Source organism: Streptomyces sp. NPDC047974 (assembly GCF_040653375.1).
In the GTDB taxonomy this organism is placed as follows: domain Bacteria; phylum Actinomycetota; class Actinomycetes; order Streptomycetales; family Streptomycetaceae; genus Streptomyces.
The window spans coordinates 1-25,444 of record NZ_JBEZNU010000017.1 but is presented as its reverse complement, the minus strand read 5'-3'; the positions used below and the strand labels follow the sequence as shown (position 1 = coordinate 25,444).

General features: G+C 72.1%; 18 protein-coding genes. 5 read left to right on the top strand and 13 right to left on the bottom strand.

Translation table 11 applies throughout. The features are described 5' to 3' along the window. Positions 1-195: 195 nt before the first annotated feature. Both AB0E19_RS23530 and AB0E19_RS23525 read right to left on the bottom strand, forming a co-directional pair. Positions 196-6,171, bottom strand: coding sequence for an RHS repeat-associated core domain-containing protein (locus tag AB0E19_RS23530; RefSeq protein WP_362183521.1), 5,976 nt, complete (start codon positions 6,169-6,171; stop codon positions 196-198). A 15-nt stretch (positions 6,172-6,186) separates the two neighbouring features. Beyond that, complete coding sequence (locus AB0E19_RS23525) at positions 6,187-7,752, bottom strand: hypothetical protein (RefSeq protein ID WP_362183518.1); 1,566 nt, start codon at positions 7,750-7,752, stop codon at positions 6,187-6,189. Between the two features lie 259 nt (positions 7,753-8,011). Between AB0E19_RS23525 and AB0E19_RS23520 the strand changes: the two genes are divergently transcribed. Continuing rightward, positions 8,012-9,076, top strand: a complete 1,065-nt coding sequence (locus AB0E19_RS23520) for a MerR family transcriptional regulator (RefSeq protein WP_362183515.1) — start codon at positions 8,012-8,014, stop codon at positions 9,074-9,076. Between the two features lie 46 nt (positions 9,077-9,122). Here AB0E19_RS23520 and AB0E19_RS23515 read toward each other — a convergent pair whose 3' ends face one another. The 7 genes from AB0E19_RS23515 to AB0E19_RS23485 all read right to left on the bottom strand — a co-directional run bounded on the left by AB0E19_RS23515 (position 9,123) and on the right by AB0E19_RS23485 (position 17,391). Next, positions 9,123-9,944, bottom strand: a complete 822-nt coding sequence (locus AB0E19_RS23515; RefSeq protein ID WP_362183512.1) for a DUF1295 domain-containing protein — start codon at positions 9,942-9,944, stop codon at positions 9,123-9,125. A 145-nt stretch (positions 9,945-10,089) separates the two neighbouring features. Continuing rightward, complete coding sequence (locus AB0E19_RS23510) at positions 10,090-11,400, bottom strand: cyclopropane-fatty-acyl-phospholipid synthase family protein (protein WP_362183509.1); 1,311 nt, start codon at positions 11,398-11,400, stop codon at positions 10,090-10,092. Next, positions 11,397-12,155, bottom strand: a complete 759-nt coding sequence (locus AB0E19_RS23505; RefSeq protein WP_362183505.1) for a DUF1365 domain-containing protein — start codon at positions 12,153-12,155, stop codon at positions 11,397-11,399. The genes AB0E19_RS23510 and AB0E19_RS23505 overlap by 4 nt, the downstream gene beginning before the upstream one ends. Continuing rightward, positions 12,155-13,408, bottom strand: coding sequence for an FAD-dependent oxidoreductase (locus AB0E19_RS23500; RefSeq protein ID WP_362183501.1), 1,254 nt, complete (start codon positions 13,406-13,408; stop codon positions 12,155-12,157). The genes AB0E19_RS23505 and AB0E19_RS23500 overlap by 1 nt, the downstream gene beginning before the upstream one ends. A gap of 52 nt (positions 13,409-13,460) precedes the next feature. Further along, complete coding sequence (locus AB0E19_RS23495; protein ID WP_362183498.1) at positions 13,461-14,069, bottom strand: sigma-70 family RNA polymerase sigma factor; 609 nt, start codon at positions 14,067-14,069, stop codon at positions 13,461-13,463. Positions 14,070-14,258: 189 nt separating this feature from the next. Beyond that, positions 14,259-15,632, bottom strand: coding sequence for a deoxyribodipyrimidine photo-lyase (locus AB0E19_RS23490; protein WP_362183495.1), 1,374 nt, complete (start codon positions 15,630-15,632; stop codon positions 14,259-14,261). 169 nt (positions 15,633-15,801) lie between these two features. Continuing rightward, entirely contained in the window at positions 15,802-17,391 is a 1,590-nt protein-coding gene (locus tag AB0E19_RS23485; RefSeq protein ID WP_362183492.1) for a molybdopterin-dependent oxidoreductase, read from the bottom strand. A gap of 130 nt (positions 17,392-17,521) precedes the next feature. Here AB0E19_RS23485 and AB0E19_RS23480 point away from each other — a divergent pair, with 130 nt between their 5' ends. Next, entirely contained in the window at positions 17,522-17,620 is a 99-nt protein-coding gene (locus tag AB0E19_RS23480) for a hypothetical protein (protein WP_362183489.1), read from the top strand. A 412-nt stretch (positions 17,621-18,032) separates the two neighbouring features. On the opposite strand, the gene AB0E19_RS23475 is transcribed toward AB0E19_RS23480, so the two are convergent. Beyond that, positions 18,033-19,568, bottom strand: a complete 1,536-nt coding sequence (locus AB0E19_RS23475) for an SDR family oxidoreductase (protein WP_362183486.1) — start codon at positions 19,566-19,568, stop codon at positions 18,033-18,035. Positions 19,569-19,692: 124 nt separating this feature from the next. Then, positions 19,693-20,271 carry a fasciclin domain-containing protein gene (locus tag AB0E19_RS23470; RefSeq protein WP_362183483.1) on the bottom strand — a complete coding sequence of 193 codons (579 nt, stop codon included), beginning with the start codon at positions 20,269-20,271 and terminating at the stop codon, positions 19,693-19,695. A 349-nt stretch (positions 20,272-20,620) separates the two neighbouring features. On the opposite strand from AB0E19_RS23470, the gene AB0E19_RS23465 reads away from it, so the two are divergent. Further along, positions 20,621-21,145 (top strand): VOC family protein, encoded by a 525-nt coding sequence (locus tag AB0E19_RS23465; RefSeq protein ID WP_362183480.1) that lies wholly within the window; start codon positions 20,621-20,623, stop codon positions 21,143-21,145. 194 nt (positions 21,146-21,339) lie between these two features. On the opposite strand, the gene AB0E19_RS23460 is transcribed toward AB0E19_RS23465, so the two are convergent. Continuing rightward, positions 21,340-21,666, bottom strand: a complete 327-nt coding sequence (locus AB0E19_RS23460) for an EthD family reductase (RefSeq protein WP_362183477.1) — start codon at positions 21,664-21,666, stop codon at positions 21,340-21,342. 334 nt (positions 21,667-22,000) lie between these two features. On the opposite strand from AB0E19_RS23460, the gene AB0E19_RS23455 reads away from it, so the two are divergent. Further along, on the top strand, positions 22,001-22,327 hold the full coding sequence (locus AB0E19_RS23455) for a helix-turn-helix domain-containing protein (RefSeq protein ID WP_362183474.1): 327 nt from the start codon (positions 22,001-22,003) through the stop codon (positions 22,325-22,327). Positions 22,328-22,716: 389 nt separating this feature from the next. Here AB0E19_RS23455 and AB0E19_RS23450 read toward each other — a convergent pair whose 3' ends face one another. Continuing rightward, complete coding sequence (locus AB0E19_RS23450) at positions 22,717-23,070, bottom strand: hypothetical protein (RefSeq protein ID WP_362183471.1); 354 nt, start codon at positions 23,068-23,070, stop codon at positions 22,717-22,719. Positions 23,071-24,435: 1,365 nt separating this feature from the next. Here AB0E19_RS23450 and AB0E19_RS23445 point away from each other — a divergent pair. Then, positions 24,436-25,023 (top strand): TIGR04222 domain-containing membrane protein, encoded by a 588-nt coding sequence (locus AB0E19_RS23445; protein ID WP_362183468.1) that lies wholly within the window; start codon positions 24,436-24,438, stop codon positions 25,021-25,023. The last annotated feature ends 421 nt before the right edge of the window (positions 25,024-25,444 follow it).

Genomic DNA, 25,444 nt, shown 5'->3' with positions numbered 1-25,444 from the left:
GGTGTCGCGTGGTGGTGTCGCAATGATCGTCTCCATGCTGAGGCATGGCGGCCTCTCCTACGTCTGCGACATCGTGGAGGAAGCGTTCGGCACCACGGCCCGCAACGTCGACTGCGTGCCCGAGGGCCGCGCCTTTCAATCGTCACGAGGGTCTGGTGCTCGTCCTGGGCGGGCAGAGTGCGGTCCGTCGGAACGTCAGAACCACTTCCACGGCTTCAGCGTGCGGTCCCAATCGATCTCGTCGGGGTCCAGGGTGAGGTTGTCCGTGACGTAGTCGTACGCGGCCTCGGGAGCGTGGACGATGGCGTCGCCCACCGCGACCGCCGCCGCGGCGCCGGCGCCGAGAACCCTCGAGCCGGTCGCCTCCTCGACCCAGGACCCGGCATCCAGGCACATCTCCTGATCGACGTAGTTCTCGTAGAGGTTGGTGCCGATGCGCACCCCGATCACGCCCGAGCTCACCACGGCCGCGGGGGCGCCCAGCCAGCGGCCGGCGCTGAGGAGCGTGCTCGACTCGGCGGCGATGCCGCCGAGCTCCAGGGCCCCGCCCAGGTACGCGGAGGTACCGACCGCGGCGCCCGCGTAGTCTCCTTCGCGCAGCGCGTCGCCGACCGAGGTCAGCGACCCGAAGGTGCCGCCGGCCAGGTTGTAGTGTCCGAACGTGCGCATCGTCGTGCGATAGCCCTGACGGTTCCAGAATCGGTTGAGGTCACGCTCGCGGGCCACGCCTCCGGCCGAGGTGTCCAGCGGCGCCCCGTTCCTCACCTGCGCGGCCTTCACCTTCTGCGCCCGGCTGCCCTGAGAGCTGTTGAGGGAGTAGTCCTGCACGCGGTGGTCCTGGGGCCGCACGCGGTCGGCGCCCGGTGCGAACCGGCCCGGCCTGCCGCGGATGATGTGCTGGAGCTCGACGACGTGGTCGATGGCGGTGCCGGAGGGCCTGCGTCCTCCAGGCAGTGAGGCTTCGAACGCGTCTCGCAGCGACCGGTTCGCCCGGCGGATGTCGGTGGTGGAGGTCTTCATGCCGGGCGGCCGCGACCGGATTCCGACACCTCGGTCCACCGGGTCGTTGATCCGCCGACGGTAGGCACGGATCTTCTGCCGGTCGAAGTTGTCGGGAACCGCGAGAGTGAATCCCTCCGGGTTCCGGTAGGCGAGTTCGGCCCCGAGTTTGGCCGCGACCTGCGGATGTTCCTCGCGGCTCTCGGTTCCCAGAGGATCCCTCAGGCCGAGCGGGTCGTTGCGCGTGTACGTGTAGAGGTTGGTGCCGTCGACGAAGCCGTGCGGGTCGCGCTGGAGGAAGCGGCCGGTGTCCGGGTCGAAGGTCCGGTGCTCGGCGTGGTAGGCACCACTCGCTCCGGCCCGGCGCATCCCCCCGTAGAAGAAGATGTTGTCGTCGCCGGGCGGCACGGGTGTCAGCATCCGGCCGAACTCGTCGTAGCGGTACGCACCGCGCACGACCGCGCCGTCGTGGACGACCCGCACGGAGCGCGTGAGGTCGTGCAGCAGGAGGCCCTCCGCGCCGCCGCTGGAGGTCAGCAGGTACTGGTCGCCGTGGTCCGCGCTCACCACACTGCGCCGCAGACCGCTGTCGGTGTGCTCTTCGACGACCTGGCGCCCGTCGTAGAGCACCACCCGTGCTCCGGTGTCGGACCGCTCGGCGCAGATCCGGCCGAAGGCGTCACGCAGGAACCGGGTCTCGCTGCCCGTGGCCTTGTCGCGCATTCCGACCAGCTGGTCGCGGAAGTCGTAGCGGTAGTCGAAGCCGGCGTCCTCGGTCCGATTGCCGTTGGCGTCGTGGGCCATCGGTCGGCCGTCGACGTGTGTGTACTGGTCGACGGCGTTGGGCTGGTAGCTGTGCGGCCCGCTGCTGGTGCGTGCCGTCAGACGGTTGCCCACCGTGTCGTAGGTGTAGTCGGCGCTCGGCGTGCCCCCGGCTGCGAGGAGGGTGTCGACCTCGGACTGCCGGTCGGGCACCGGGTCGGGCACCGGGGTGGCGGGTGCCATGAGGGAGGTCAGGTCGGGCGGCGTTCCCACCGCCCCGTCCCGGACGGTCGTCAGCCGGCCCAGCGAGTCGTAGTCGAAGTACCGGTCCAGGAGGGGTCCCTGACCGGCCTCCGCGCGTCGGCGGACCCGGCCCTCCGGGTCGTAGAGCATCTCCTCGCGCAGGATCTCGGCGGATCCGAGCCTGTGCCGGACTTCCACCGCTCGTCCGCTGAAGTCGTAGCCGTAGGTCGTGACGGGCCCGTTTCCACGGGTGACGCGATGCGGCCGGAGGCCCTGGTACTCCACGGTGGCGACGGTGACGGCATCCGGTGTGCCGCCGTCTCCCGGATAGTCCCGTCCCCGGTCGGTCTGTGCTACCCGTACCACCCGGTCCAAGGCGTCCCGTTCGAAGGCCAGTCGTCTGCCCGAGGGGTACGTCAGGGCGGTGACCGCGCCGGTGTCGCTGGTCTCGCGGGTGAGGACGAACTCCCGCTCCGCCGGGTCGCCGGTGGCTGTGAAGGAGACCGTCTCGCGCAGCGCCGCCAGCGAGTCGTGGTCGACCCGTGTCACGGCGTAGTCATTGGCGGCGACCGTGACCCGGCCCAGGGCGTCGTAGTCGAAGCGGGCCTGGAGGGCGCCGTGTACGACGGATCCGGGTGGCGCGGTGACGTCGATGACCGTGGTGCGCCCGAGCAGGTCCCAGGTGAGCCTGCGTCGGATGCCGTTGCGGTCACGGTACGAGGTGACGTGACCGGCGCGGTCGTACTCGTAGGTGTCGTCGGTCAGGTCGGCCAGTACGGTCCGGCGGAGCCGGCCCGCGGAGTCGTACTCGAACGACGTCGTGCGGCCCAGCGGGTCCACCTGCCCGGTGATCTGGTCGTCGCGGTTGTAGGTGTAGTCCGTGCGGAGGGGGACCACGGACGGCGGGGTGCCCGCGGTCCGTAGCAGCCGACGGGTCTGCACACGGCGGCCGAAGGTGTCGTACGCGTGCTCGGTCCTGCCGCCGGTCCGGTCGGTCACCGAGGTCGGCAGGCCACGGCTGTCATGGGCGTAGTGACTGGTGCCGCTGGTCGTGTGGTGCGCGGTCATCCGGTTCATCTCGTCGAACTCGAAGGACTCGGCGAACCAGCGCTCGTCGAGCAGGGCTCCGGACAAGGGATCCAAGATCCTCTCGCGGCGGTCGACCCGGACGATGTTGCCCTCCTTGTCGTAGCCCAGACGGACCTCGTCGCCGAGCGGATCGGAGCGCGCGACGACGCGGCCGAGGAGGTCGAACCTGACCGGGAACGAGCGGCCGTCCTGGTCGACCTCGTCGACGACGTTGCCGACGCTGTCGCGGAAGAGCAGGATCCGCAGACGTCGGCCGGGGCCGGTGTCGCGGAACGCGGTCGGAACCCGCGCCGCGCCGACCGGCTGTTGCGTCGGGAACCGGTTGGTTCCCACCGCGACGAGGCGGCCGAGCTCGTCGTAGCCGAACGTCCGGCGATGCACCAGGACGAACGCGTCCTCGCCACGTCGTTCGAAGAAGCATTCGACCAGTGGGTTGCCCAGCTTGTCCACGTGGCGCACCAGCCGGTTGCCGAGGGCGTCCTGGACCTCCGTGTTGCGCCCGAGGGCGTCATAGGTGTACCGGGTGACGGCGCCGAGCGGATCGGTGATCCGCGTCAGGCGTCCGTCGGCGTCGTAGCTCCGCCGGGTGGCCGCGCGGACGCCCGCCAGGTCGTCGATCACCGCCGACACGAGGGACCGCTCGTCGTATCTCAGTCTCCGGATCCGGCCCGCCGGGGACAGTATCAAGGCCGGCCGGGCGGCCCTGTCGTAGCGGATGCGCTTGGTCTTCAAGGCCCCGGCGGGGTCCCCGATCCGCTGGAGCACCACCCGCGCCTCGTCGTCGTAACGGCTGATGACGGCGAAAGCACCGGTACGGGCACCCGCGGCATCGGCCACCTCCTGTTCCGATCGCACCAGATGCCCTGCCCGGTCGTAGAAGTTGGCGGTGCGTATCGCCTGCGGCGGCGTGCCGACCGTCGCGACGATCCTGCTCGACTCGTCGTAGGCGACGGTGGACACGAAGCGCCCGTCGGCCGCGTCGCGGGCCGACGGGCGGCCTACGGCGACGGTACGGCCGAGGTCGTCCGGCTCGATGTCCTGGTGGAGGTCGAAGCCGCCGGGGTCGATGGTGCGGCCCACGAGGAAGCCGGCGCGCGGACCGGCGGTGTCGGGGGCGTAGGTGTTGACCGTGCGCAGCCCGTTGGGGGCGACGGTCTCCAGGACGCGGCCGTGGTCGTCGTGGACGGGGAACCGGATACGGACGGGGCCGCCGGGCCGTCCGTCCGGCAGGGTCGGTGTGGGCAGGTCGATCGTGCGCAGCAGGCCCGGGACCGGGCCGGGATCGTAGCCGTAGCGAGTCAGTCGTCGCCGGTACTCGGTGTCCTCCGCGGAGTCCGGGTCGGGGGACCGGGTGACGCGGGGGTCCGACGACGTGGAGACCTGACCGGAGTCCGGCTCGTAGGTGAACTTCTGGATCACGTCCGCGTCGGTGGCGCCCAGGATGTCCGGAAGGGCGCGCGTCGACCACAGTCCCGGCAGCGCCTGCAGCTGCGCCACGCTGTGGCGGCTGCCCCGCTTCACCACGGTGAGCAGATTCCCGAACGCGAGCCGGGCCTGTGGGGTGAGGTTCGGGTCGTGTTCGGGTGCGAGGTCCTCCGGCACGGCGAATCGGCGCTCATGTGCGTCGCGGCCCCACAGCGCCTGGGTGAGCGAACCGAGCGGACTCAGTACGCCGATCAGGTTGCCGTCGCGGTTGTATCGGTAATGCGTGAAGAGCCGGACGGGAAGACCGTCGACGCGGCCTGCCTCCTCCTGCATCAACAGGTTGCCCTGCCGGTTGAACAGGTGCCGGGTCTGCCGGCCGTCCCGTTCGGTCACCACGGTCTGGGAGTGAGGGCGTTCGTGCTCACCGTAGGGTGCGTCGAACTCCTGGACGACGTCCGCGTAGTCGAAGTGTGTCTCGCCGCCGCCCTGCCTCTGGGCGACCACTCGGCGGTAGCTCACCAGCCCCGCGTCCGTGCCGTAGGAGTTCTCCAGGTACGCCCTGCCGTCGGCATCGAGGACGGACGTCAGGTGATGCGCCAGATCCGGTGGCGAGAACGCGGGGCCCAGGTACTCGTACCGGGTGGTGGCACCGCGCGGATACGCCTCCGTGGCCGGTGTCGTCACGGCCACCAGGTCACCGTCCGCGTCGTGGTGATAGCGCCAGACGCGGCCGGTGAAGTCCTCGACCGCCGTGACGCGCCGCTGGTCGTCGTAGTGGAACGCGACCTGGCGTTCCGGCCGGTTGACCAGGACACGGGCGAGGAGCCCGTCCACGTAGTCGAGGGTGAGCGCGTTGCCGAAGCGGTCCTCGATCCGGGTCGCCGGAAGCACCGACTCCGCGACCCCCTGCTGCCGCTCGTAGGTGATCCGGCTGCCGTCGCTGCGGCGGAGGACGAGCGCGTCGCCGTCCTTCACCACCACCGCGTGCACGCCGGCCGGAGGCACCCAGTAGCCGAGCGTGTCGTGCCGGACGAATGTCTCCTCGGCGAGCGCGCCGGTCGACCGGTGCAGGCTGTCGGCTCCGTCGTCCACCCTGATCCACAGGTTGTAGCTGTGGTCCCACTTCTCGCCCATCGGGCCCGAGTGGTCGACGAGCTGGGAGTAGGTACGGGCAAAGACGAAGTCGATCCCGGCGCCGTTGAGCTGGAAGTCCACGGTGCTGTAGCGGAATTCGCCGTCGACGAGCTGGACCGGGTCCGCGGCGGTGGCGACGTCGCCCGCCGGGGCGGGTGCGGCGTGGAGACTTTTCGTGATGGAGTGGGCCGCGTCGCCGGCCACGTAGGCGAACATCCGTGGCGCCAGTTCCTCCACGACCTCGGTCCGCAGCTGCGCGAACCGTGGTCCGAAGGAGGGATCGTCGCTCGACCAGAAGTCGTTCAGCATGGCCTTGTAGGACGCCAGGTCCTTGGTGGGGAATTCGGGGGTGACCTCGAAGGCGAGCGCGGCGTCCTCGGCGGCTGCGAGATAGCAGGTGCGCAGCTCCCCGCGGATCTGCTCGTCGGTCATGTCCGGCCTCACGCGCGGCGAGGGCAGCCCGCCGTCACGATCGGGGGTGGTCGCCGGTTCGGTGGTCTGCTCGCCGGGGCCGGACATGACGGGACCTCTCCACTATTCCCGTGGCACCGCCGTCAGGCTGTCGATCAGGCGCCGCCTGATCTGCGCCGTGGCGATCGAGTCGGCCACGCTCATGCCGGTCCCGAACAACTCGCTCATCCTGCCGATCCGGCGGCGCGTGAGTTCCTTCAGATCGGCCTCGGTCAGGTGCCCCGCCTCGACGAAGGCCGAAAGCGACGTCGCGTCCTCACGGGCCGCGTTGGCGACCAGGGTCTTGAAGGTGTCCGTCTCCACGAACTCGCGCGGCTCGTAACCGACGGCCGTGGCCCGGTCGAGCATCAGCCGGTTGACCCGGCCCTGCATCGCGTTGAGGGTGTCGGCCACGTGCGCGCGGGCGGTGGGGGTGGTCTCCTTCGACAGCTGGGCGTACGCCCGGCGGGCGGGCAGGTCCGAGAGCGCGAACTCGCCGCGGACGGGCTTGACACGGGGTTCACGGAGCTGCTGGAGCCGGAACTGTCCGTTGTCGTCGAAGAGTCCGCAGCTCTGCACCACCCTCCGTGTCACCACGAGCTGTCGGATCGGGGTGTTCGGAGGCAGTGGCGGGGGGTCCGGTGGCGGCGGCTCGGGACCGCCGTTCGGCACCGTGGGTCCGCTGTCGTCCACCGGGCGCCGCATCATCGCCTGGTAGGGCACCACTGTGCTCACCTCGTGTCCCGTGTCGAGCCCCGCCTGCACGCAGAAGCCGGTCAGCGCCCGCGGCATGTGCACCACGACGAAGACCTCCTGGACACCCTCCAGCTTCCGGGCCCCGTCGATGAGGTTGAACTCGGTCTGCGAGCGGTCGGACACGATGTGCGGCCGGGGCGCCACCACGAACAGGGCCCGGTTGCTCCCCAGGTGGTAGCCGTTGAACAGCTGGTACATCTGGCTGCTCTGGGTGGTGCGACTCAGCGTCTCCCGGGCCTCGCGGGAGGTGTCGGTGGTGTTCTGGTTGATGGTGGTGTCGGACGTCGTACGGTTCACCGACCCGCTCGCACCGAATCCCCCGATGCTGAACCCGGCGCTCCCGCCGACCTCCAGGCCGGTCACGCTCGTCGAGCCCTTGGTGATCTCGGTCTTCTCCGCCGACCCCGACAGGTGCTCGCTCCCCTCCGTCACCGCTTCGAACAACTCGCGTTTCTTGGGCTCGAAATCGAGGATGTACGGATAGTCGTCCGGCCCGACGTTCTCGCTGCCGCTCGGATAGACCGCCAGTTGCATGATGGCGCCCAGACACGGCCAGTACCTGGCCGACCAGCCGCTGCCGACGACCACCTCCCAGGTGGAACGCTGCAGATCGTCCAGCGCGCCCGAGGCGGTGGCGAGCCGCCTGGCGTCCGCCAGGGTCTCCGAGGGGTTGTATCCGGTGATGCTGCAGGTGAGTTTCAGATAGACGATCCGCGAGTCCGGATAGTCGTCCGCCGTCTCCTCCTCGGGAACGAGGTAGTAGTAGACGGCGAGCGACGATCGCCATTTCGGCCCGAACTCGAAGTCACCGAACGCGGTGTCGACCATGTCCCTGGAGTACGCCATCCGGGTCCAGGTGATGTCGAGTGGCGGTGCCAGCGACTGGATGGACATCGAGCCTCCCGTGCCCCGAGGAGCCACCCCATACCAGGCTCTCCGGCGAACCACACCTCCGCAACCGGAGCACACCGACCCCCAGGGCTCCCGGTTCGCCCGGCCGGCCGCATCGCCGTTCCTGCGCGGGGAGTTGGGTCGCCTGGGCGGCGAGGCGATCACCCGCCTTCCGGAGGCCGCCGAGGCGTGGCGTTCCCGACCTTCTTCCCTCGCCCCGGGCGCACCGGCTCGCAGCGCTTCCGCGTCGTACGGTGGTGGCATGCACGACATCGTCCACGGGATCACCACGGGTGCCTTGGCCCGGCGTCTGGGGGTCTCCCCCACCACCGTGCGGTCCTGGGACCGGCGCTACGGGATCGGCCCCGCCGTTCGCGCGGACGGGCAGCACCGGCGGTGGAGTCCCGCGGACGTCGCGATGCTGGAGGAGATGTGCCGTCTCACGGCATCGGGCGTCCCGCCGGCCGAGGCGGCGCGGGCGGCCCGGGAAGCGCGGTCCGCGGTGGTGACGGACGGAGGCGAGGTGCCCGTCGGCGACCCTCCGGCCGGGCTCTTCACCGAGCCGGTCGTGTCCGTGGAGAAGCCGTCCTCGGGGCGGGCCGGACGTGCGACGGCCGGCAGCGGTCTGCCACTCGGAGACGTGCGGGCGGAGTGCCGCGGGCTCGCCCGTGCCGCCGTGCGCCTCGACGCTCCGGCCTTGGAAGGGCTCCTCCGGGCGGCGCTGGCGGAACACGGCCTGGTCACCGCCTGGGAGGAGATCATGGCCCCGACGCTGCACGCGGTGGGCCGGAAGTGGGAGTCGTCCGGCGACCGCTACGTCGAGGTGGAACACCTGCTCTCCTGGCACATCTCCACCGCGCTGCGGCGTGCCGCCGTCTCCGGGCCGACGTCCTCCGACACGTCACCGGCGGCACCGCCGGTCGTGCTGGCCTGCGTCCCCTCGGAGCAGCACACGCTGCCCCTGGAGGCGCTCGCCGCCGGTCTCACCGAACGGGGGCTGCCGACCAGGATGTTCGGGGCGGCCGTGCCCGCCGAGGCCCTCGACGCGGCGGTCCGCCGGTCGGGGCCCGCCGCCGTCGTCCTCTGGTCCCAGGCGCGCTCCACCGCGAACCACGCGCTGGCCCGGCACCTGGCGGGGACGGCGTTCGGGGTACGAGGAGCGCGGACCGCTCCCCTGGTCCTCCTCGCGGGCCCCGGATGGCTCGGCAGGACGCCCGCCCCCGGCGTGGCGCGTCCCACCGGTCTGCGCGAGGCGCTCGGCGTGGTCTCCCGGCTGTACGGGGAGGCTGCCGGACGCGAGGAGCGGGCCGGAGGCACCGGAGCCTGATCCACCCCCTCTCCCGTGAGTCGCCCATGAGTCGCCCCTGAGTCGCCTACGGGGCGTCCGTCCCCGGTCGACGCCGGGGAGGCCGCGGGACGAAGCCGCTCGTGCGCGCCCGGTAGGCGGCGTACCCGGGCCGGTCTGCCATGTGGGCCTCAAGGAGCCGTTTGCCGCTGCCCCAGATGAGCAGGGCGCTCATGACGAGCGGGGAGACCAGGGTGAACAGCGCGGTCTGCCAGGTGGCGCAGGCCGTCAGGTACAGGCCCCACCAGACGAGGAAGTCGCCGAAGTAGTTGGGGTGACGGGTCCAGCTCCACAGTCCCCGGTCCATGACACGGCCCCGGTTCGCCGGATCCTCCTTGAACCGGGCCAGCTGACGGTCCCCCACCGCCTCGAAGGCGAGGCCCGTCGCCCACACGACGAGGCCGAGGTACGCGGTCGCCTCCAGGGGCAGGGGCAGGAGGACGGCGGTCTGGACGGGGAGGGAGACGAGCCAGACGAGGGCACCCTGGAGGAGGTAGACCTTCCCCAGGGCGTAGAGGGCGGGGTTGCCGCGGGCACGGGCGAGCATCCGCGCGTACCGCGGATCCTCTCCGTGGCCGCGGCCGCGGCGGGCGATGTGGGCGGCGAGCCGCAGCCCCCAGACGACGGTGGCGAGCGCGACGACGGTCCGGCGGACGTCGTCGCCGTGCCCGGCCGCCAGGAACCACGCCACGACGGCGACGGCCGCGAAGGCGATCCCCCAGGCGACGTCGACGATCCGGTGCAGGCTCCGCACGGTGCCGATCACGAAGGTCACCAGCATGACGGTGAGGGCGGTGGCCGCCGAGGCGGCGAGGAGGAGGCCGAGGGCCCCGGTGTCGACGGCGCTCACGGTGTCTCCCTGTGCGGGGCCGCCGGGGTGGCTGGCGGAGCGGTGGGGTCGCGGCCGTCCGGCCGGGACTCCGGGGTCCGGTCCACTCCCGCGCGGTGCCCGGCGACGGCGGAGGGCCGCGGGGTCGGGTCGGGGTGGGTGGGGTTCACCGGGCCGCCTCCGTGTCGGCGGCGGTGAGCCGGAGCTGGCGGACGTCGAGGTAGCGGGAACGGAAGCCCGCCTCGGAGTAGGCGAGGTAGAAGTCCCACATGCGCCGGAAGACGGAGTCGAAGCCGAGGGCCGTCACGGCGGCCTCCTGGTGGCGGAAGCGTGCGCGCCATTGGTGGAGGGTCTCGGCGTAGTGGTCGCCGTACCCCGTGTCGTGGGTGATGCGCAGGCCGGCCGCGGCGCTCTCGCGGGCGATGGCCTCCGGCGAGGGGATCAGGCCGCCGGGGAAGACGTACTTGCTGATCCAGGTGTGGGTGCGGGCGGTGGCGAGCATCCGTTCGTGCGGCATGGTGATGGCCTGGAGCGCGACGCGGCCGCCGGGCGCGAGGAGGCGGCGGAGCGCGGTGAAGTAGTCGGGCCAGAACGCGGCGCCGACGGCCTCGATCATCTCGACGCTCACGACGGCGTCGTAACGGCCCCGGACGTGCCGGTAGTCGAGGAGTTCGACGGTGACGCGGTCGGCGACGCCGGCCCGGGCGGCGCGGAGGCGGGCGAGGGCGAGTTGCTCCTCCGAGAGGGTGACGGTGCGGACGCGGGCGCCGCGGGCGGCGGCGCGGATCGCGAGTTCGCCCCAGCCGGTGCCGATCTCCAGCAGTTCGACGCCCGGACCGGTTTCCGCCAGGTCGAGAAGGCGGTCGATCTTGCGGTGCTGGGCCGCGGTGAGGACCTCGTCGGGGAGGACTCCGGGGGCGTGCGGGAGGGGGTCGAAGACCGCCGAGGAGTAGCTGAGTCCGGGGTCGAGGAAGAGGGCGAAGAGCTCGTTGGAGAGGTCGTAGTGGCGGTGGATGTTCCGGCGCGCCCCGTCGGGGGTGTTGCGGTCGGTTCCCGGCCTGCGGCGGGCCCAGGCTCCCCGGAACCGGTGCAGCGGGGCGGGGACGAGGTCGTCGACGTGGCGGGCGAGGACGGTCAGGACGCCGACGAGGTCGTCGGCGTCCCACTCGCCGGCCATGTACGACTCTCCGAAACCGATCAGTCCGGCGGCGCCGATCCGGCGGTGGAAGGCGTCCGGATCGTGGAGCGTGAGCGTCGGTGCGGGACCGTCGTCGCCGGTCCGCGCGCCCGCGAGGGGGGTGTCACGGCCCGTCCGTATCCGCAGGGGCAGCTGGGCGAGGGCACGCTCCACGAGCAGGCGGGCCACGACGGTCCGGGCGGCGGAGGCGCGCGGCAGCCGGGCCACGTCGGGCCAGCGGACCGGGTCGGCCGGGACGCGGACGGCGCGGACGGCGGGCGGGGGAGGCGTGAGGGTCACGGAGTGCCTTCCTTCGGGGTGGGCGCGGTACGGGGCCCGGGCCGGACGCGGAGCCCCTTGAGGTGGAGCCGGATGCCGTGGCGGCGGATGTCGAGGGAGACGGCCGCGGTCGACCACGGGTGCCGGAGCACGGCCGCCAGCAGCGTGCGGGGACCGGCGGGCCGACGGGTGCCGCGGACCCTGGCGGTCAGGGGGCGGGTGCCGTCCGTGTGGCAGAGCTGGACGGTCAGGTCGAGGAGGTCGCCGGGGAGCGGCAGCCGCATGCGGTACGTGCCCTCGACGTCGAGGAACGGCGAGACGTAGAAGTCCTTGGCCGTCTCGGCGCGGCCCCGCGCGTCGGGGCGCAGCAGGTACGTGTGGCGTCCGCCGTACGTGTTGTGCACCTCGGCGACGACGCAGACGGGGCGGGCGGCGCGGTCGTGGCACCAGTACAGGGTGAGCGGGTTGAAGACGTGGCCCAGCACGCGCGCGTGGGCCAGCATCAGGACCGGCCCGTCCGCGTCCCGCACGCCGTGATCCGCCAGGCAGGCGTCGAGGCCGTCCCGCAGGGTGGGGGCGGAGCCGTCGAAGTGGTCGGCCGGGTCGAAACGGGCGAGGGGGCGCAGGAGCCGGGGCAGGACGGGCAGGTCGTCGAGGTCGACCAGCCACATGTAGGTGCGGTGGCGCAGCGCGTGGCGGATCGGTGTGACGCGGACGTGGGCGATCTCGGTCTCGTACAGGGCCGGGACCGGCGGCGGAACGGCTTCGGTCGTCATCACGTCGCCCCCAGGTGACGGGCGGCCTCGACGCCGGAGCGGCAGCCGTCCTCGTGGAATCCCCAGCCGTGGTAGGCGCCGGCATACGCGGTGACGGGGGTGCGGAGCGTGGGCAGGAGGCTCTGGGCGGCCACGGACTCCGGGGTGTAGACGGGGTGTTCGTAGGTCATGCGGGCCAGGACGGTCGACGCGTCGACGTGGTCGCCGGGGTTGAGGGTGACGATGTGCGGCTCGTCGGTGCGGAGTCGCTGAAGCCTGTTCATGTCGTAGCTGACCTGGACGGCGCCCGGGCGGGCGGTGCAGGAGGGCAGCAGGTAGTTCCAGGAGGCGCGGGCGTGCGGCGAGCGCGGCAGGAGGCTGGTGTCGCGGTGCAGGACCGTCGGGTTGCGGGAGTAGGTGAAGGCTCCGAGGACGCGCCGTTCCCGCTCGGTGGGGTCGGCGAGGAGTCGCAGGGCCTGGTCGGGGTGGACCGCGATCACGACGGCGGCGTGCTCGGTGGACTCGCCGTCCGCGGTGACGACCGTGGCACGGTCGCCGCCGCGGACGACGGCCCGCACCGGGGTCGCGGTCCGCACGGAGGCGATGGACTTGGCGATGCGTGCGACGTACGCCGCGGAACCACCGGTGACGGTCTTCCATTGCGGGGAGCCGGTCACCGAGAGGAGTCCGTGGTGGTCGAGGAAGCGGAAGAGGTGGAGGGCGGGGTAGCGCAGGGCGGTGCCGGGGGCGCAGGACCAGACGGCGGAGACGAGGGGGATCGCGAAGTGGTTGACGAAGTGGGCGGAGAAGCGGTGCGTGCGGAGGAAACCGCCGAGGGTGGGGTTCATGTCGTCGGCGGCCAGCAGGCGGCGCGCGGCGCGGTGGAAGCGCGGGACGTCCGCGAGCATCAGCAGGTGACGGCCCCGGCGGGCGTTGCCGCCGCCGAGGAGACCCCGGACGCCGCGCGCGCCGGCGTACTCCAGGCCGCAGCCCTCGCACCGGACGGACATGCTCATCTCGGCGTCCTGGGTGGTGACGCCCAACTCGCGGAAGAGACTCAGGAGGTGGGGGTAGGTCCGCTCGTTGTGGACGATGAAGCCGGTGTCGACGTGGAGCGTGCCGCCCTCCGAGGCGGGCAGTTCGTGGGTGTGCGCGTGCCCGCCGAGCCGGCTCTCCGACTCGTACAGCACCACCTGGTGCGTGCGGGACAGGAGGTGGGCCGCGGTGAGGCCCGCCACCCCCGCTCCCACGACGGCAACGCTTCGTCCGTTCATCGTTCTCCACCCCTTGTGTGCCCTGTGTGGCGGTCGTCTTGCCCGGGGCCGGTCAGTGGCCGGCGCCGGCGAGTTCGAGGCTGTGGCGCATGCGCTGGAGGCCGCGGCGGGCGTGGCTCTTGACCGTGCCGAGCGGCATGCCGGTGCGGTCGGCGATCTGGGTCTGGGTCAGATCGGCGAAGTAGGCGAGTTCCAGGACGTCGCGCTGGACGCGGGGCAGCCTGGACAGCTCCTCGGTCACGACCATCCGGTCCAGGACCCGATCGGGTTCCTCGGCCGTCCGGCCCTCGTGCTCCAGGGAGGCGCCGAGGGTCGCCGCGAGTTCGGTGCGGCGGGTGCGGGCGGTCAGGGCGTCGGCGATCTTCCGGCGGGTGATGCCGGTGAGCCAGGCCGGCAGGCTGCCCCGCTCGGGACGGAAGTTGGCCCGTCCGCGCCACGCGGCGACGAACACCTGCTGGGTGATGTCCTCCGCCTCGCGGGGGTCGCCGAGGGCGCGGGCCGCCAGGGTGTGGACCAGGCGGCCCCAGCGCCGGTAGGCGGCGGCGAGGCAGTGCTCGTCCCCGACGGCCAGGCCGCGGGCGATGCGGTCGTCGCTGACGGCGTCCGCGGCGACGGCGGCCGCGGCGGTGACGAGGTCTCCGGTCGTCCGGTGTGCGGTCATGACGCTTCCTCCTCCGGGTGGTGGCGCGGCGACCACGGGGTGTGCCGCCGTCGCCGCGGGAGCGTCGGCTCCGGGACCTCGGCGGCCCCGTGCCTCCTCACGGTCCGGCCGACACCTCCCTCACCACAACTCGCATCGCTTCCGCATCGAAACCCCCCGTCCCCACCTCGCGTCCGGACGCGTATGGGGTCAGGCGGAGCCCCGGAGCTGACGGAAGCGCGCCAGGCCGTCGGAGAGCCCGATCAGCGGGTCCGGGTAGTCGACGGCCGCCCGGTCGAGTCCGGTGAGCCGCCAGGGTTCGTGGACGGCCGGTCCTTCGAGGCCCGCGAGTTCAGGGACCCAGCGGCGTACGTACCGGCCCTCGGGGTCGTACCGCTTGGCCTGCGCGACCGGGTTGAGGACGCGGTTCGGACGGGTGTCCGTGCCGGTGCCCGCCACCCACTGCCAGTTGAGCTGGTTGTTCGCGACGTCGCCGTCCACCAGCAGGCCGAGGAAATGGCGCGCCCCTTCGCGCCAGTCGACGCAGAGCGTCTTCGCCAGGAAGGAGGCCGTGACCAGCCTGCCTCGATTGTGCATCCATCCTTCGTGGGCGAGCTGTCGCATGGCGGCGTCGACGAGGGGATAGCCCGTACGCCCCTCCCGCCACGCCGCGAGGTCCGCCTCCGCGTCCGCGCCCGTCCGCCAGCGGCCCGGCCGCGGCCGGTAGTCGGCCCCGGCCGACGCGGGGCGCGCGGCCAGCACCTGGTGGTGGAAGTCCCGCCAGCAGAGCTGCCGCACGAACGCGTCGGCACCGGCCCCGCCGCGACGGGCCGCCCGGTGCACCGCCTCGGTGGCGGAGAGGGCGCCGAAGTGGAGGTAGGGCGAGAGGCGGGAGGTGGCGTCGCCCGCCAGGTCGTCGTGGCCCTCCTCGTACGTGTCGAGACGCGCGGACAGCCACGAGCCGAGCCGCTCGCGGCCCGCGCTCTCGCCTCCCACGGCGAGGGCCGGAGACACGTCGGCGACGGCGGAGCGGCGCGGGACGCGCTCGGAGCGCACGCCGGACGGCACGCGCAGCTTCCTCGGGGCGGCGAAGGGGGCCCGGAGCGGCTCGGCGGCCCAGCGCCGGTGGTAGGGGGTGAAGACGGCGTAGTGGTCCGATCCCTGGGGAACGACGGCGCCGGGCGGGACGACGGTGACCACGCCGTCGTGCACGTACAGGCGGCAGCCGTCCGCCTCCAGCACCCTGCGCAGACGGTCCTCCCTCCTCCGGGCGAAGGCCGTCACACCGGCGGCCACGTGGACCTCGTCGGCCTCGGTCTGCCGTACCAGCGCCCGCACCTCGGCGACCGTGTCGCCCTCCCGCACCACGAGCCGGCCGCCCCGGGCCCGCAGGGACCGGTCGAGGTCCTCCAGGCAGTCGGCGAGGAAGGCCAGCCTGTTGGGCGCCGCGAACCCGGCGCGGTCCACGGCCGGATCGCGGACGAACACCGGCACCACCTCCTCCGCCCCCTGTGCCGCGGCCCTGAGCGGCGGATGGTCGTGGACCCTGAGGTCGGAGGTGTACAGAACGACGGAGACGGTCATCGCGCGCTCTCTCTGCTCGGCCGCCGGTCACGGGCGCGCCGCACCGCGCCGCGCCGCGCCGGGATTCGGACATGGCATTCCTGCATCCGCGGTTCCTCTCTTTCCGGGGTGCCGGATGCGCGTGGATCGGCCTCTTCGGCGGAGCGGAGGAGGCCGGCACCGCCGTGGTCTAGGTGACGGTGACGAAGACGCTGTGGCGGCCGCTCGCTCCGTCGGGGACGGGACGGGTGCGCTGTGCGGTCTGTACCTGTCCGGTGCCGTCGGTGGCGCGGACGGTGAGGTGGTGTCCGCCGGGGGAGGCGTTCCAGCGGTAGGACCACTGGCGCCAGGTGTCGACGCCCGTCCGGGCGGCGAGCTCGGCGTCCTGCCAGGGCCCGTCGTCGACGCGGATCTCGACGCGGGAGATGCCGCGGCGCTGGGCCCAGGCGACGCCGGCGACGGTGACGTTCCCGGCGGCGGTGCGGGCGAAGGGCTTGGGGGTGTCGATGCGGGACTGGGTCTTGATCGGCGCCTTGCGGGCCCAGTCGCGTTTCACCCAGTAGGGGTCGTAGGCGTCGAAGGTGGTGAGCTCGATGGATTCGATCCACTTGCAGGCCGACACATAGCCGTACAGACCGGGGACGAGCATCCGGACCGGGAATCCGTGGTCGAAGGGCAGCGGCTCGCCGTTCATGCCGACGGCGAGCATCGCGTCCCGGCCGTCCATGACGTCCTCCACCGGGGATCCGAGCGTCATGCCGTCCACCGAGCGGGCCACCAACTGATCCGCCGGGCCGCCCTTCGACGGCGGCGTGACGCCGACTTCCTCCAGGAGATCGGCGAGGGGTACACCCAGCCAGCGGGCATTGCCGATGTAAGGACCTCCGACCTCGTTCGAGACGCAGGTGAGCGTGATGTCCCGTTCGATCAGGGGGCGGGCCAGCAGGTCGTCGAGCGTGAACGTCCGTGGCCGGGGCACGCCCTTGCCGTGGATCCGCAGCCACCAGCCGTCCGCGTCGACCTTGGGGACGACGAGGGCCGTGTCGACCCGGTAGAAGACGCGGTTCGGTGTCGTGAAGGCACTGATCCCCGGCACGTCGAGCCGCGCGCCCCGCGGCACGACGGGGGCGGGGGAGGCGGGTGGGGGCAGGACGAGACCGGCGCGGGAGGCCTCGGCGTCCCGGCCCCGGCGGCCGGACAGCATCCGTCCCAGGACGCCCGTGCCGGTCGCGGCGACGGCGGTGACCGCGACGGCCGTCAGGAACCCGCGTCGGCGTCCTCCGCGTCCGCCCGCACCACGGGGTGACTCCCCCACCGGGACCTCACCCGCCAGGACGGCCTTACCCGCCAGGACGTAAAGGACCACGGCCCCCGCCACCGCCCCGCCCAGGGAGGGCACCGCGTCACCGAGGCCGGTGGAGTCGGGCCGGCTCAGCGCGGCGGCGGCACCCACGAGCCCGAACGCCAGGACACCGAGCACACCGGCGTACCGGTGGCGCAGCGCCACGATTCCCAGGGACGTCGCGAAAAGGGCGAGCAGGACGAGGATGCCGAGTTGGAGGACGGTCTTGTCGTCCTCTCCGAAGGCACGGATCGCGAAGTCCTTCACCGGGGCCGGGGTCCGGTCGACGACCGCGCCGCCGACCACCGTCACCGGCCCGGCGGCGGGTCGCGTCAGGGCCGCGATCAGTTCGGCCACCGCCAGGGCCGTGTAGCCGGCCGTCAGGCCGACGAGTGGGCCGCGGGACACGCGGCCGAGGGTGTTCCGGAAGCTGCTCACACCCGGTCCTTCGGCAATGACCGCCCTGGGGACGGGCTCCGTCACCCGAACGAGGTGCCGTCGCTGCGGGCAAGGCACTCCATCGGCTCCGTGACGGCATCATGACCCGTCTGGAGCCGTCCGCGACGCCGTGCGTGGCGCCGTGCGTGGCGCCGTGCGTGGCGCCGTGCGTGGCGCCGTGCGTGGCGCCGTGCGTGGCGCCGTGCGTGGCGCGCCGGGCGCGCCATGAAGGACGCCGTGTCCGGCGCCATCCGCGCCGAAGTGGCTTTCAGGCATGGTCCGCCCGCCTCCGGCGGACCAGCGGGGCGACGGCCCCCTCCCCCAGGACGTCCGCCCTGACCGGCTGGCGAAGGGCCGCGAGCCGACGCGAGTCGACCCGACCCGACCCAAACCAAGCCGACCCGGGCCGAGCCGAGCCGAGCCGAGCCGTCGGATGACGCGCGGCAGGAGGCGGGGTTCCCACCACCGTACCGGCGGGTTCCCGAGGCACCGCCGGCTCGGGCGGTGCCTCCCCCGGTTCTCCCCGCCCGGGCTCATCGGTGCTCCGCACCGGACGCGTCGCTCCTTCGGCACCTTCGCGGCTTCACCGGTGCTTCCTCGGCGCTCCGCGTGCCTCTCGGCCCCGTCCGGGCAGCGGCCGCTCACCTACGGCCCGGTGCCGCCCCTGACCCGTCGCCCTCCCTCACCTCCGTCTCGGCGGTCCGGGTGATGTTCCTGGCCATGCCTCCGAAGACCACCGCGTGGAACGGGGCGACTCCCCACCAGTACGCCTGCCCTGCGAGGCCCCGGGGATGGAAGAGCGCCCGCTGGCGGTACGACGTCCGCCCCTGATCGTCCCGGTCGACGGCCATCTCCAGCCACGCGAGACCCGGCAGGCGCATCTCGGCCCGGAGGCGCAGCAGGCGGCCGCGGTCGATCGCTTCCACGCGCCAGAAGTCCAGCGCGTCGCCGACCCGGAGGCGTTCCGCGTCCCGGCGGCCCCGGCGCAGTCCCACTCCCCCGGCGAGCCGGTCCGCCCATCCGCGGACGGCCCAGGCCAGCGGGAAGGAGTACCAGCCGTTCTCCCCGCCCACTCCCTCGATGACCCGCCACAGCGCCTCGGGGCTCGCGTCGACGGTACGGGCGCGTTCGTCGGTGTAGAGACTGCCGCCCGCCCAGTCCGGGTCGGTGGGCAGCGGGTCGCTCGGCGCCCCGGGCGGCGAGGCGGAGGACCACCGGGTGGTGACCCGTGCCTCTCGCACGCGGCGGAGGGCCAGCCGGAGTGCCTCGTCGAAGGGGATGGGCCGGCCGGGGCCGTCCGGGACGTACCGGGTGATGTCGTTCTCGGTGCGGACCACCTCGTGCCGGAGCGATTCCGTGAGGGGTCGGGCCAGGGAGGCCGGCACCGGTGTGACGAGACCGATCCACTGGCTGGACAGCCGGGGGGTGAGGACCGGCACGGGCACGATGAGGCGCCGACGGAGCCCCGCGACCTCCGCGTACCTCTCCATCATCTCCCGGTACGTGAGCACGTCGGGGCCAGCGACGTCGAAGGTCCGGTTCACGTCCGCGGGCATGGCGGCGCTCCCCACCAGGTACCTCAGCACGTCGCGGACCGCGATGGGCTGGACCCGGGTGCCGACCCAGCTGGGGGTGACCATGACGGGAAGCCGTTCGGTCAGGTACCGGAGCATCTCGAAGGAGGCAGACCCGGAGCCGATGACGACGGCGGCCCGCAGGACGGCGGTGGGGACGCCCGAGTCGAGGAGGATGCGGCCCACCTCGGTGCGGGAGCGGAGGTGCGGGGAGAGCTCGTTCTCCGGGACTCCGCGCGGGGTCAGGCCGCCCAGGTAGACGATGCGCCGTACCCCGGCGGCGCGGGCCTCGGCGGCGAAGGTGCGGGCCGCGAGCCGGTCGGTGTCCTCGAAGCGTGCGGTCGAACTCATGGAGTGGACCAGGTAGTAGGCGACGTCCACGCCGGTGAACGCCTCGCGCAGGCTGTCGGCGACCGTGACGTCACCGCGTACGGTCTCCACCCTGTCGGCCCAGGGGAAGTCGCGGAGCTTGTCCGGATGCCTGGCGAGACAGCGCACGCGGTACCCGCTGTCGAGCAGCTCCGGTACGAGCCGGCCCCCGATGTAACCGCTCGCGCCGGTGACGAGACAGCGGGGGGCCTCGGACGATGTGGGAGTGACCATGTGCTGATCCGTTTCACGGAGTTCCGGGCCGTACACGCCTCGTGCGGGTTCTTCGTCGTCACGGGGGCGCCCGGATGCCGGTCGGGGCCCGGCCGTGGCCGGGCCCCGGTGCATCGGCGCGCCCTCACTTCGGCATGAGAACGGTGTCGATGATGTGCACGGTCGCGTTGGACGTCTGCACGTCGCCGCAGACGATGGACGCGGTGTCGTTCACCTTGTAGGTGTCCCCGGACCCGGCGGTGGTCAGCGTGTCGCCCTGCAGGGTCTTGAACGAGCCGTCGGCGAGGTCGGCCTTCTCCACCGGCTCGTCGACGACGTGGTAGGTGAGGATCTCGGTGAGCGCGGCCTTGTCGGCGAGTACCTTGTCGAGGTCGGCCTTCGGGATCTTGGCGAAGGCGTCGTTCGTCGGCGCGAACACCGTGATGTCCTCCGCGTTGTTGAGGGTGTCGACGAGACCGGCCTTCTCGACGGCGGCGACCAGGGTGGACAGCGCCGGGTTGTTCGAAGCGGCGGTCGCCACCGGGTCGTCGGCCATGCCGGCGAACGAGCCGGCCCCCTGCTCGGGCACCGAGGCGCAGCCCGGACCGAACGGGGCTCCGCCGTCGTCGGCCGACGCCTGCGGGGCGAGAGCTCCGAACGAGACCGCGAGGGCCGCGGCGGCCAGAACGGCCGGGACGCGTCGCCGGGTGAAAGTGGCGTTCATGACGTGCTCCTCCCGCCGACCGGACACCGAGGAGCCGCGGCCGTGGATCGATTGACCTCTCACTCGGACATTCGGCGCGAAGCGGTCCTCCGGATGGGGTCGGCGCCATTTTTCTTCCCGAACGCCGTCGCGCCGTCCCGACCTGCACTCCGTCCCGACCTGCACTCCGTCCCTGCCCGCATGCCGTCCCTGCCCGCATGCCGTCCCGGGCCGCATGCCGTCCCGGGCCGCATGCCGTCCCGGGCCGACCCCACGGAAGTCCCGTCCGAGCATCCCATCTAGGTCCGCGACTGTCCTATTTGTCCTCTAGGTTTGTCGCATCGCGAAGGACCACGAGGGGATGAGACCGATGAGGCACACCGCACCCGAGGGCTACACCAGCGTTGCACCGTGGGTGGTCACGGACGACACCGGTGCGCTGCTCGACTTCATTGCCGCCGCATTCGACGGCGAGGAACTCGCACGGGTGCCCGTCGAGGACGGCACCATCGGCCACGGCGAGATCCGTGTCGGCGACACGGTGGTACTGGCCTTCGACCGACGGCCCGACTGGCCGGTGATGCCCTCGCTGCTGCGGATCTACGTCCCGGACGCGGACGCCGCCATGGCCGCCGCCGTCGCGCACGGGGCGCAGGTGATCACCGAGTGCGCGGACAGCGCGTGGGGGGATCGCGGCGGCCGGGTGCGGGACCCGTTCGGCAACATCTGGTGGGTGGTGAGCCGGGTCGAGGACGTCGCGCCGGACCGGGCCTGGGAGCGAATGTTCGAGCCGAAGTACGCGGAGTCGATGCGCACGGCCCAGAAGACGCTGGACGCCGCACTGAGCGGCCGGGACACAGGAGTGGCGAGCGCCCCGCGGCGCCCGAGCAACTGAGCCCTTCCGGACTCGTGGTGCCGACGGCGAGCCGGACATGCCGCATGGCTGCGAAGTTCCTGACGGACGGGTTCCGGCCAAGGTCACCCGTGTCCGTCAGGAGCTTCGCTCGGTCGCCCGTCCAGCGACTCGACGCACTCTGAAATGATCAGTCGAGCGGCCGACGGAACGCGCCCCGGAGCGTCCGGCCCGCCTCAGCCGGTGCCGTCCTGTACCGGATAGCGGATGATGACCGCGCCGCCGGTGGCGTAGTTGGCGACGTCGGCGGCCAGCCGCTCGCCGTGCGGCGACGTCAGCGCCGCGTCCATGGCGGCGGCGTCGGCGAAGTCGGCCTCGAAGACCGCGAAATACGGCGCTTCTCCCCCGGTCGCCGTTCCCTCGATCGCCGCCACGTCGAAGCTGTAGCGCCACGCGAGCGGGCCGGTCCAGTTCCTGACCAGCGGAAGGTGGTTGGTCACGTAGTAGTGGCGAAAGTGGTCGGGGTCGGCGGGCTCGGAATACAGGACGACAAGCTTATGCACGACGCCCTCCGTCCAGAGACGCCAGCCGGCCGCCCAGCCCGTAGCGACCCCGCCCGTACACGGCTCCGGCCATCGGGAGGCTTCCGGCAGCCGTGCGGAAGAGTCCGATCGGCGGGGCGTCCCCGGGCATCGTGCGCGCGAGTCGTACACCGGCCTGGTCGGTGCACGCCGGTTCCAGCAGGACTATCCGCGACATCGGCTCTCCCGTCGAGTTCGTTTCGAAATCAGAAACGCGAGTGGATGCTAGTGTTTCGAATAACGAAACGCAAGGAGGGTCATGCCGACACCGCGCCCAGGAACACCGGTTCGTGGATCGACCACCGGCCGTCCCCTCATGGCAGCGATGGACCTGTTCGGCCGTCGGTGGGCGCTGCGCATTCTCTGGGAACTGCGCGCGGGTCCGCTCGGCGCCCGCGCGCTGCTGGCACGGTGCGAGGGGCTGTCATCCAGCGTCCTCTACCAGCGGCTCCGCGAACTCGTATCGAGCGGGATCGTCGCCCCCTCGGCCGACGGCTACGAGCTGACCCGGCTGGGGACAGCACTCCGTGACGCCCTCCGGCCGCTCGACGAATGGGCGAGCACGTGGGCACAGGAGCAAGAACACGCCGATCCAGAAGCCCACGGAGACGCGAAGACCACGCCCGACCAGGTGGAACGGTGACCTGACGGACGCCGACGCGGGACACGGTGTCACGGTGACACGGGCTTACGCGCCGAACCGCCAGCACCGCCAGATCACGCCCTCGATACGCGCCCTGGAAGCACCGTGGCGACGCCCCCGGCCCGGTCGAAGCCGGAACCCGTCCCCGCGTGCGGGGAGCGGACTTCCTGAAGCTACGCCGACAACTGCAGTTGCGGACGCCCGGTGTCGCCCCCCTCCGCAGGGAGACCAGGTAGCAGCATCCTCGGCCCGTCCCCGTCCCCGACCCCGGGACCTCGGTGCGATCTGGAGGCGCCCGCCAGGCCGCTGCCGCGCGCTGCGGGCACAGAACGGAAAGCGCGTACCCCCGGGCAACAGCCCGGGGGTACGCCTTTCCGCGGCGCCTGCCGTCAGGAGGAGTGGACCTGGATCTCGCCGATCCCCGAGCCAAGGCTTGAGCAGTGCGCGGTCGACTGGCCGGAGTCGCCCGGCTCGAGGCGGATGTGTTCACCGTCCGCGTCGGACGACCAGCCACAGATCAGGTGGACCCAGAAGGTGATGGGCTCGCTCCCGACGTTGGTGCACAGCGCCCAGCCGGTGTAGTCGTCGATGTTGTGCTTGCCCTTCTCGCATGAGAGCCCGTGAGGGTCTGCGACCGGGGCGGCCACCGCGGCGGGCGCCGCGCCGGACAGAGCGAGGGCGAAGGCTGCGGACACGGCGAGGGCGGCGCGCACAGCGACGCCGGCCTTCCTGTTGTTCTTCAAAGTGTTTCTCTCCGTGAGGTCGGACGACTTCCTTGCCTCACTCTGCCGCCCCCAAACCGGACCAAAACTACGCCCGGCTTCACCTTCCGTGAGCGAAAGGATTCGGCAGTCCGAAGAAGGCACACTCGGCCGTGCGGAGGTCAAGAACACGCTGCTCGACATCCTGGACGGCGGCGGTGGAGGTAGCAACGGCCGAAGCCGCCGTCGCCGTCGCGGTCGCTGTCGCCGACAACGTCCGCGCCTGAAACGCAGCAGCCGGCGCGACCGTCAACAGCAGCGGAGGCATCCAGAATTCGAAGGGCGTCGAGAGGTCACGTGCCTGGGCACGGGAGAGCACTACGTGACTTTCACCGACCAGAGCGGCGGCGGCCGGACTTGGGGGTGGGAGGCTCAGCCCGGCGCATCAGCTGCCGTCAGTGGCACCCGCGCCCCGGCGGTATGGGGTACTCGCCCGCAAGAAGGTGTCCGTCTTGAAGGACGGTTCTCGCACCGCGGCCTGGGGAAGGTGTGGGAGCGGCGGCGGGCTTCGTACAGGGGAGCCTCTCCGGGCTGCAGGCGTAGAGAATTGACCGGAAACCTCACGCCCCACTCACCGCCAGGACCCACCGACCATCCCTGCCGACGCAGGGAGCAAATCCTCCACCAGCACGTTACGTGTGATGCCCTGAGGGCCATCCCCGCACGAGCGGGAGCAGGCCGGCACGGACACGGTGGACATGATCCGGTCGGGACCATCCCTTCGTACGCGGGGAGCATGCGGTACCCAGGTCGACCGCGTCGCGAAAAGCGGGCCCATCCCCGTGTTTGCGGGGAGCAGACTTCCTGACCAGCAGTTCTACCCGACACCAGCCCCTCCCGAGTAACTTTCACCGAAACAGACGGAACAGCCGCCTCTCCCGCGCAGGCGCGAACCGCGACTCCAACGACCGAAGAGTCTGAACTCTCCCTCGGGCGTGGGGAGCAGGCGACCGTCATCAACGCCGCAAGCTCGCCAACGGGTCCCGCGAGCGCGGGGAACAGCTCGTCATGATCACCCGATCCACCCCGCCTGCCGGCCGGAGCGACCATCCCCCGCGCGCAGGGAGCAGGGCGCCGCACGTACGTGGCGGTGCGGTCGTGGGTGCCTTTCCCGCGGCAACACCGCCCACCTCGAACGCCTCCTGAAAGATGATCAGTTGCGGGCCCTTGCGGAACGGGCGCGGTAGCGTGCTCTGACTTTCTGGCTCGGAGGCCGCTGTCTCTGGCGTATCGAAGCTCAGAAGAAGCTCTGAACGTGGGTAAAGGCTCGCCGGAGCGGAAGGGGCGGCGCGACCATGCGGGCGACGGCCGTCTGGCGGAGCGGTACGTGCGACAGGGGGACACGGGATGACGCGGATGTTCCGGCGCGGAGGCGCGTCCAGGGCCGACGAGGACCTGGACCTGTACCAGTACGCCTACCTTGCCGGCGGGGGTCTACGGGTCGCGGAGAGTGCGGTTGTATCCCTCACCGAGCGCGGGACGCTCTCCCTGGGGGCAGCCCGCCTGCGTGTCATCGGCGAGGAACGTCTCGAACACCCAGTGGAGCTCGCCGTCATCGTCGCCTGCCCGCGTAGCAAGCCGGTTCAGGAGGTGATCGATTCCGTCAGGCACTCCGCCGAGGTCGAAGAGGTCGCTCGTCGCCTCGTCTCCCTGGGCCTCGTGCGCCGTCGGCGACGGAAGCCCACCCGAGCCGGACGGCGATGTCTCGCGGACGCGGCCTCGACGGGAAAGGTACCCGCGTACGCGCTTCACGGCCCCGCCGCACTGGCTTCTGGCCCCGCTCGACGCGGGCCGCTCGACGCCCACCCCATACCCGACGACCTCGGGCGCACTCTTCTCCGCATGGGCAAAGCCGTCGACGACGGCCCCGGTCACGGCACGGACAGTGGTGCGGATGGAGGTAGTTCCGGCGGAGGCGGTGGTGGCGCTGACTGACAGCGGTGACGGGCCCCATCCCGCCGCCACGCCGGGCACTCGGGCCGTCGGCCGGTTCCTGCTCGGTAGGCGTGGGCACGGCGGTCTGCCGCGCGACCGGTGCTGTGACCCGGCACGCCCCTGGTCCGGTCCGGGGCGCTCCCAGATTGAACGCCTCTTCGCCTGGAGCCGGATACGAGCGAAGCCGGCGGAGGGCTGCCCGGCACACCGCCGGGGCACAGCAGGCCTTGCAGCGGGGCCTGGAGGCCCTTGCACAGTGGGTGGGAGCGGGAAGGCGCGGACCCGCCGGTGTCCTGCGGCCACAGCGAGCCGATCACGGTCGACGGCTAGTAGTGCTTCGTTACGTTGGGTGATCTTGCCTGGTGGTGGGCATCGTCCGGTCATGAAGTTGGGGGAGGTGGAACGGCTCCGGGGTGAGATA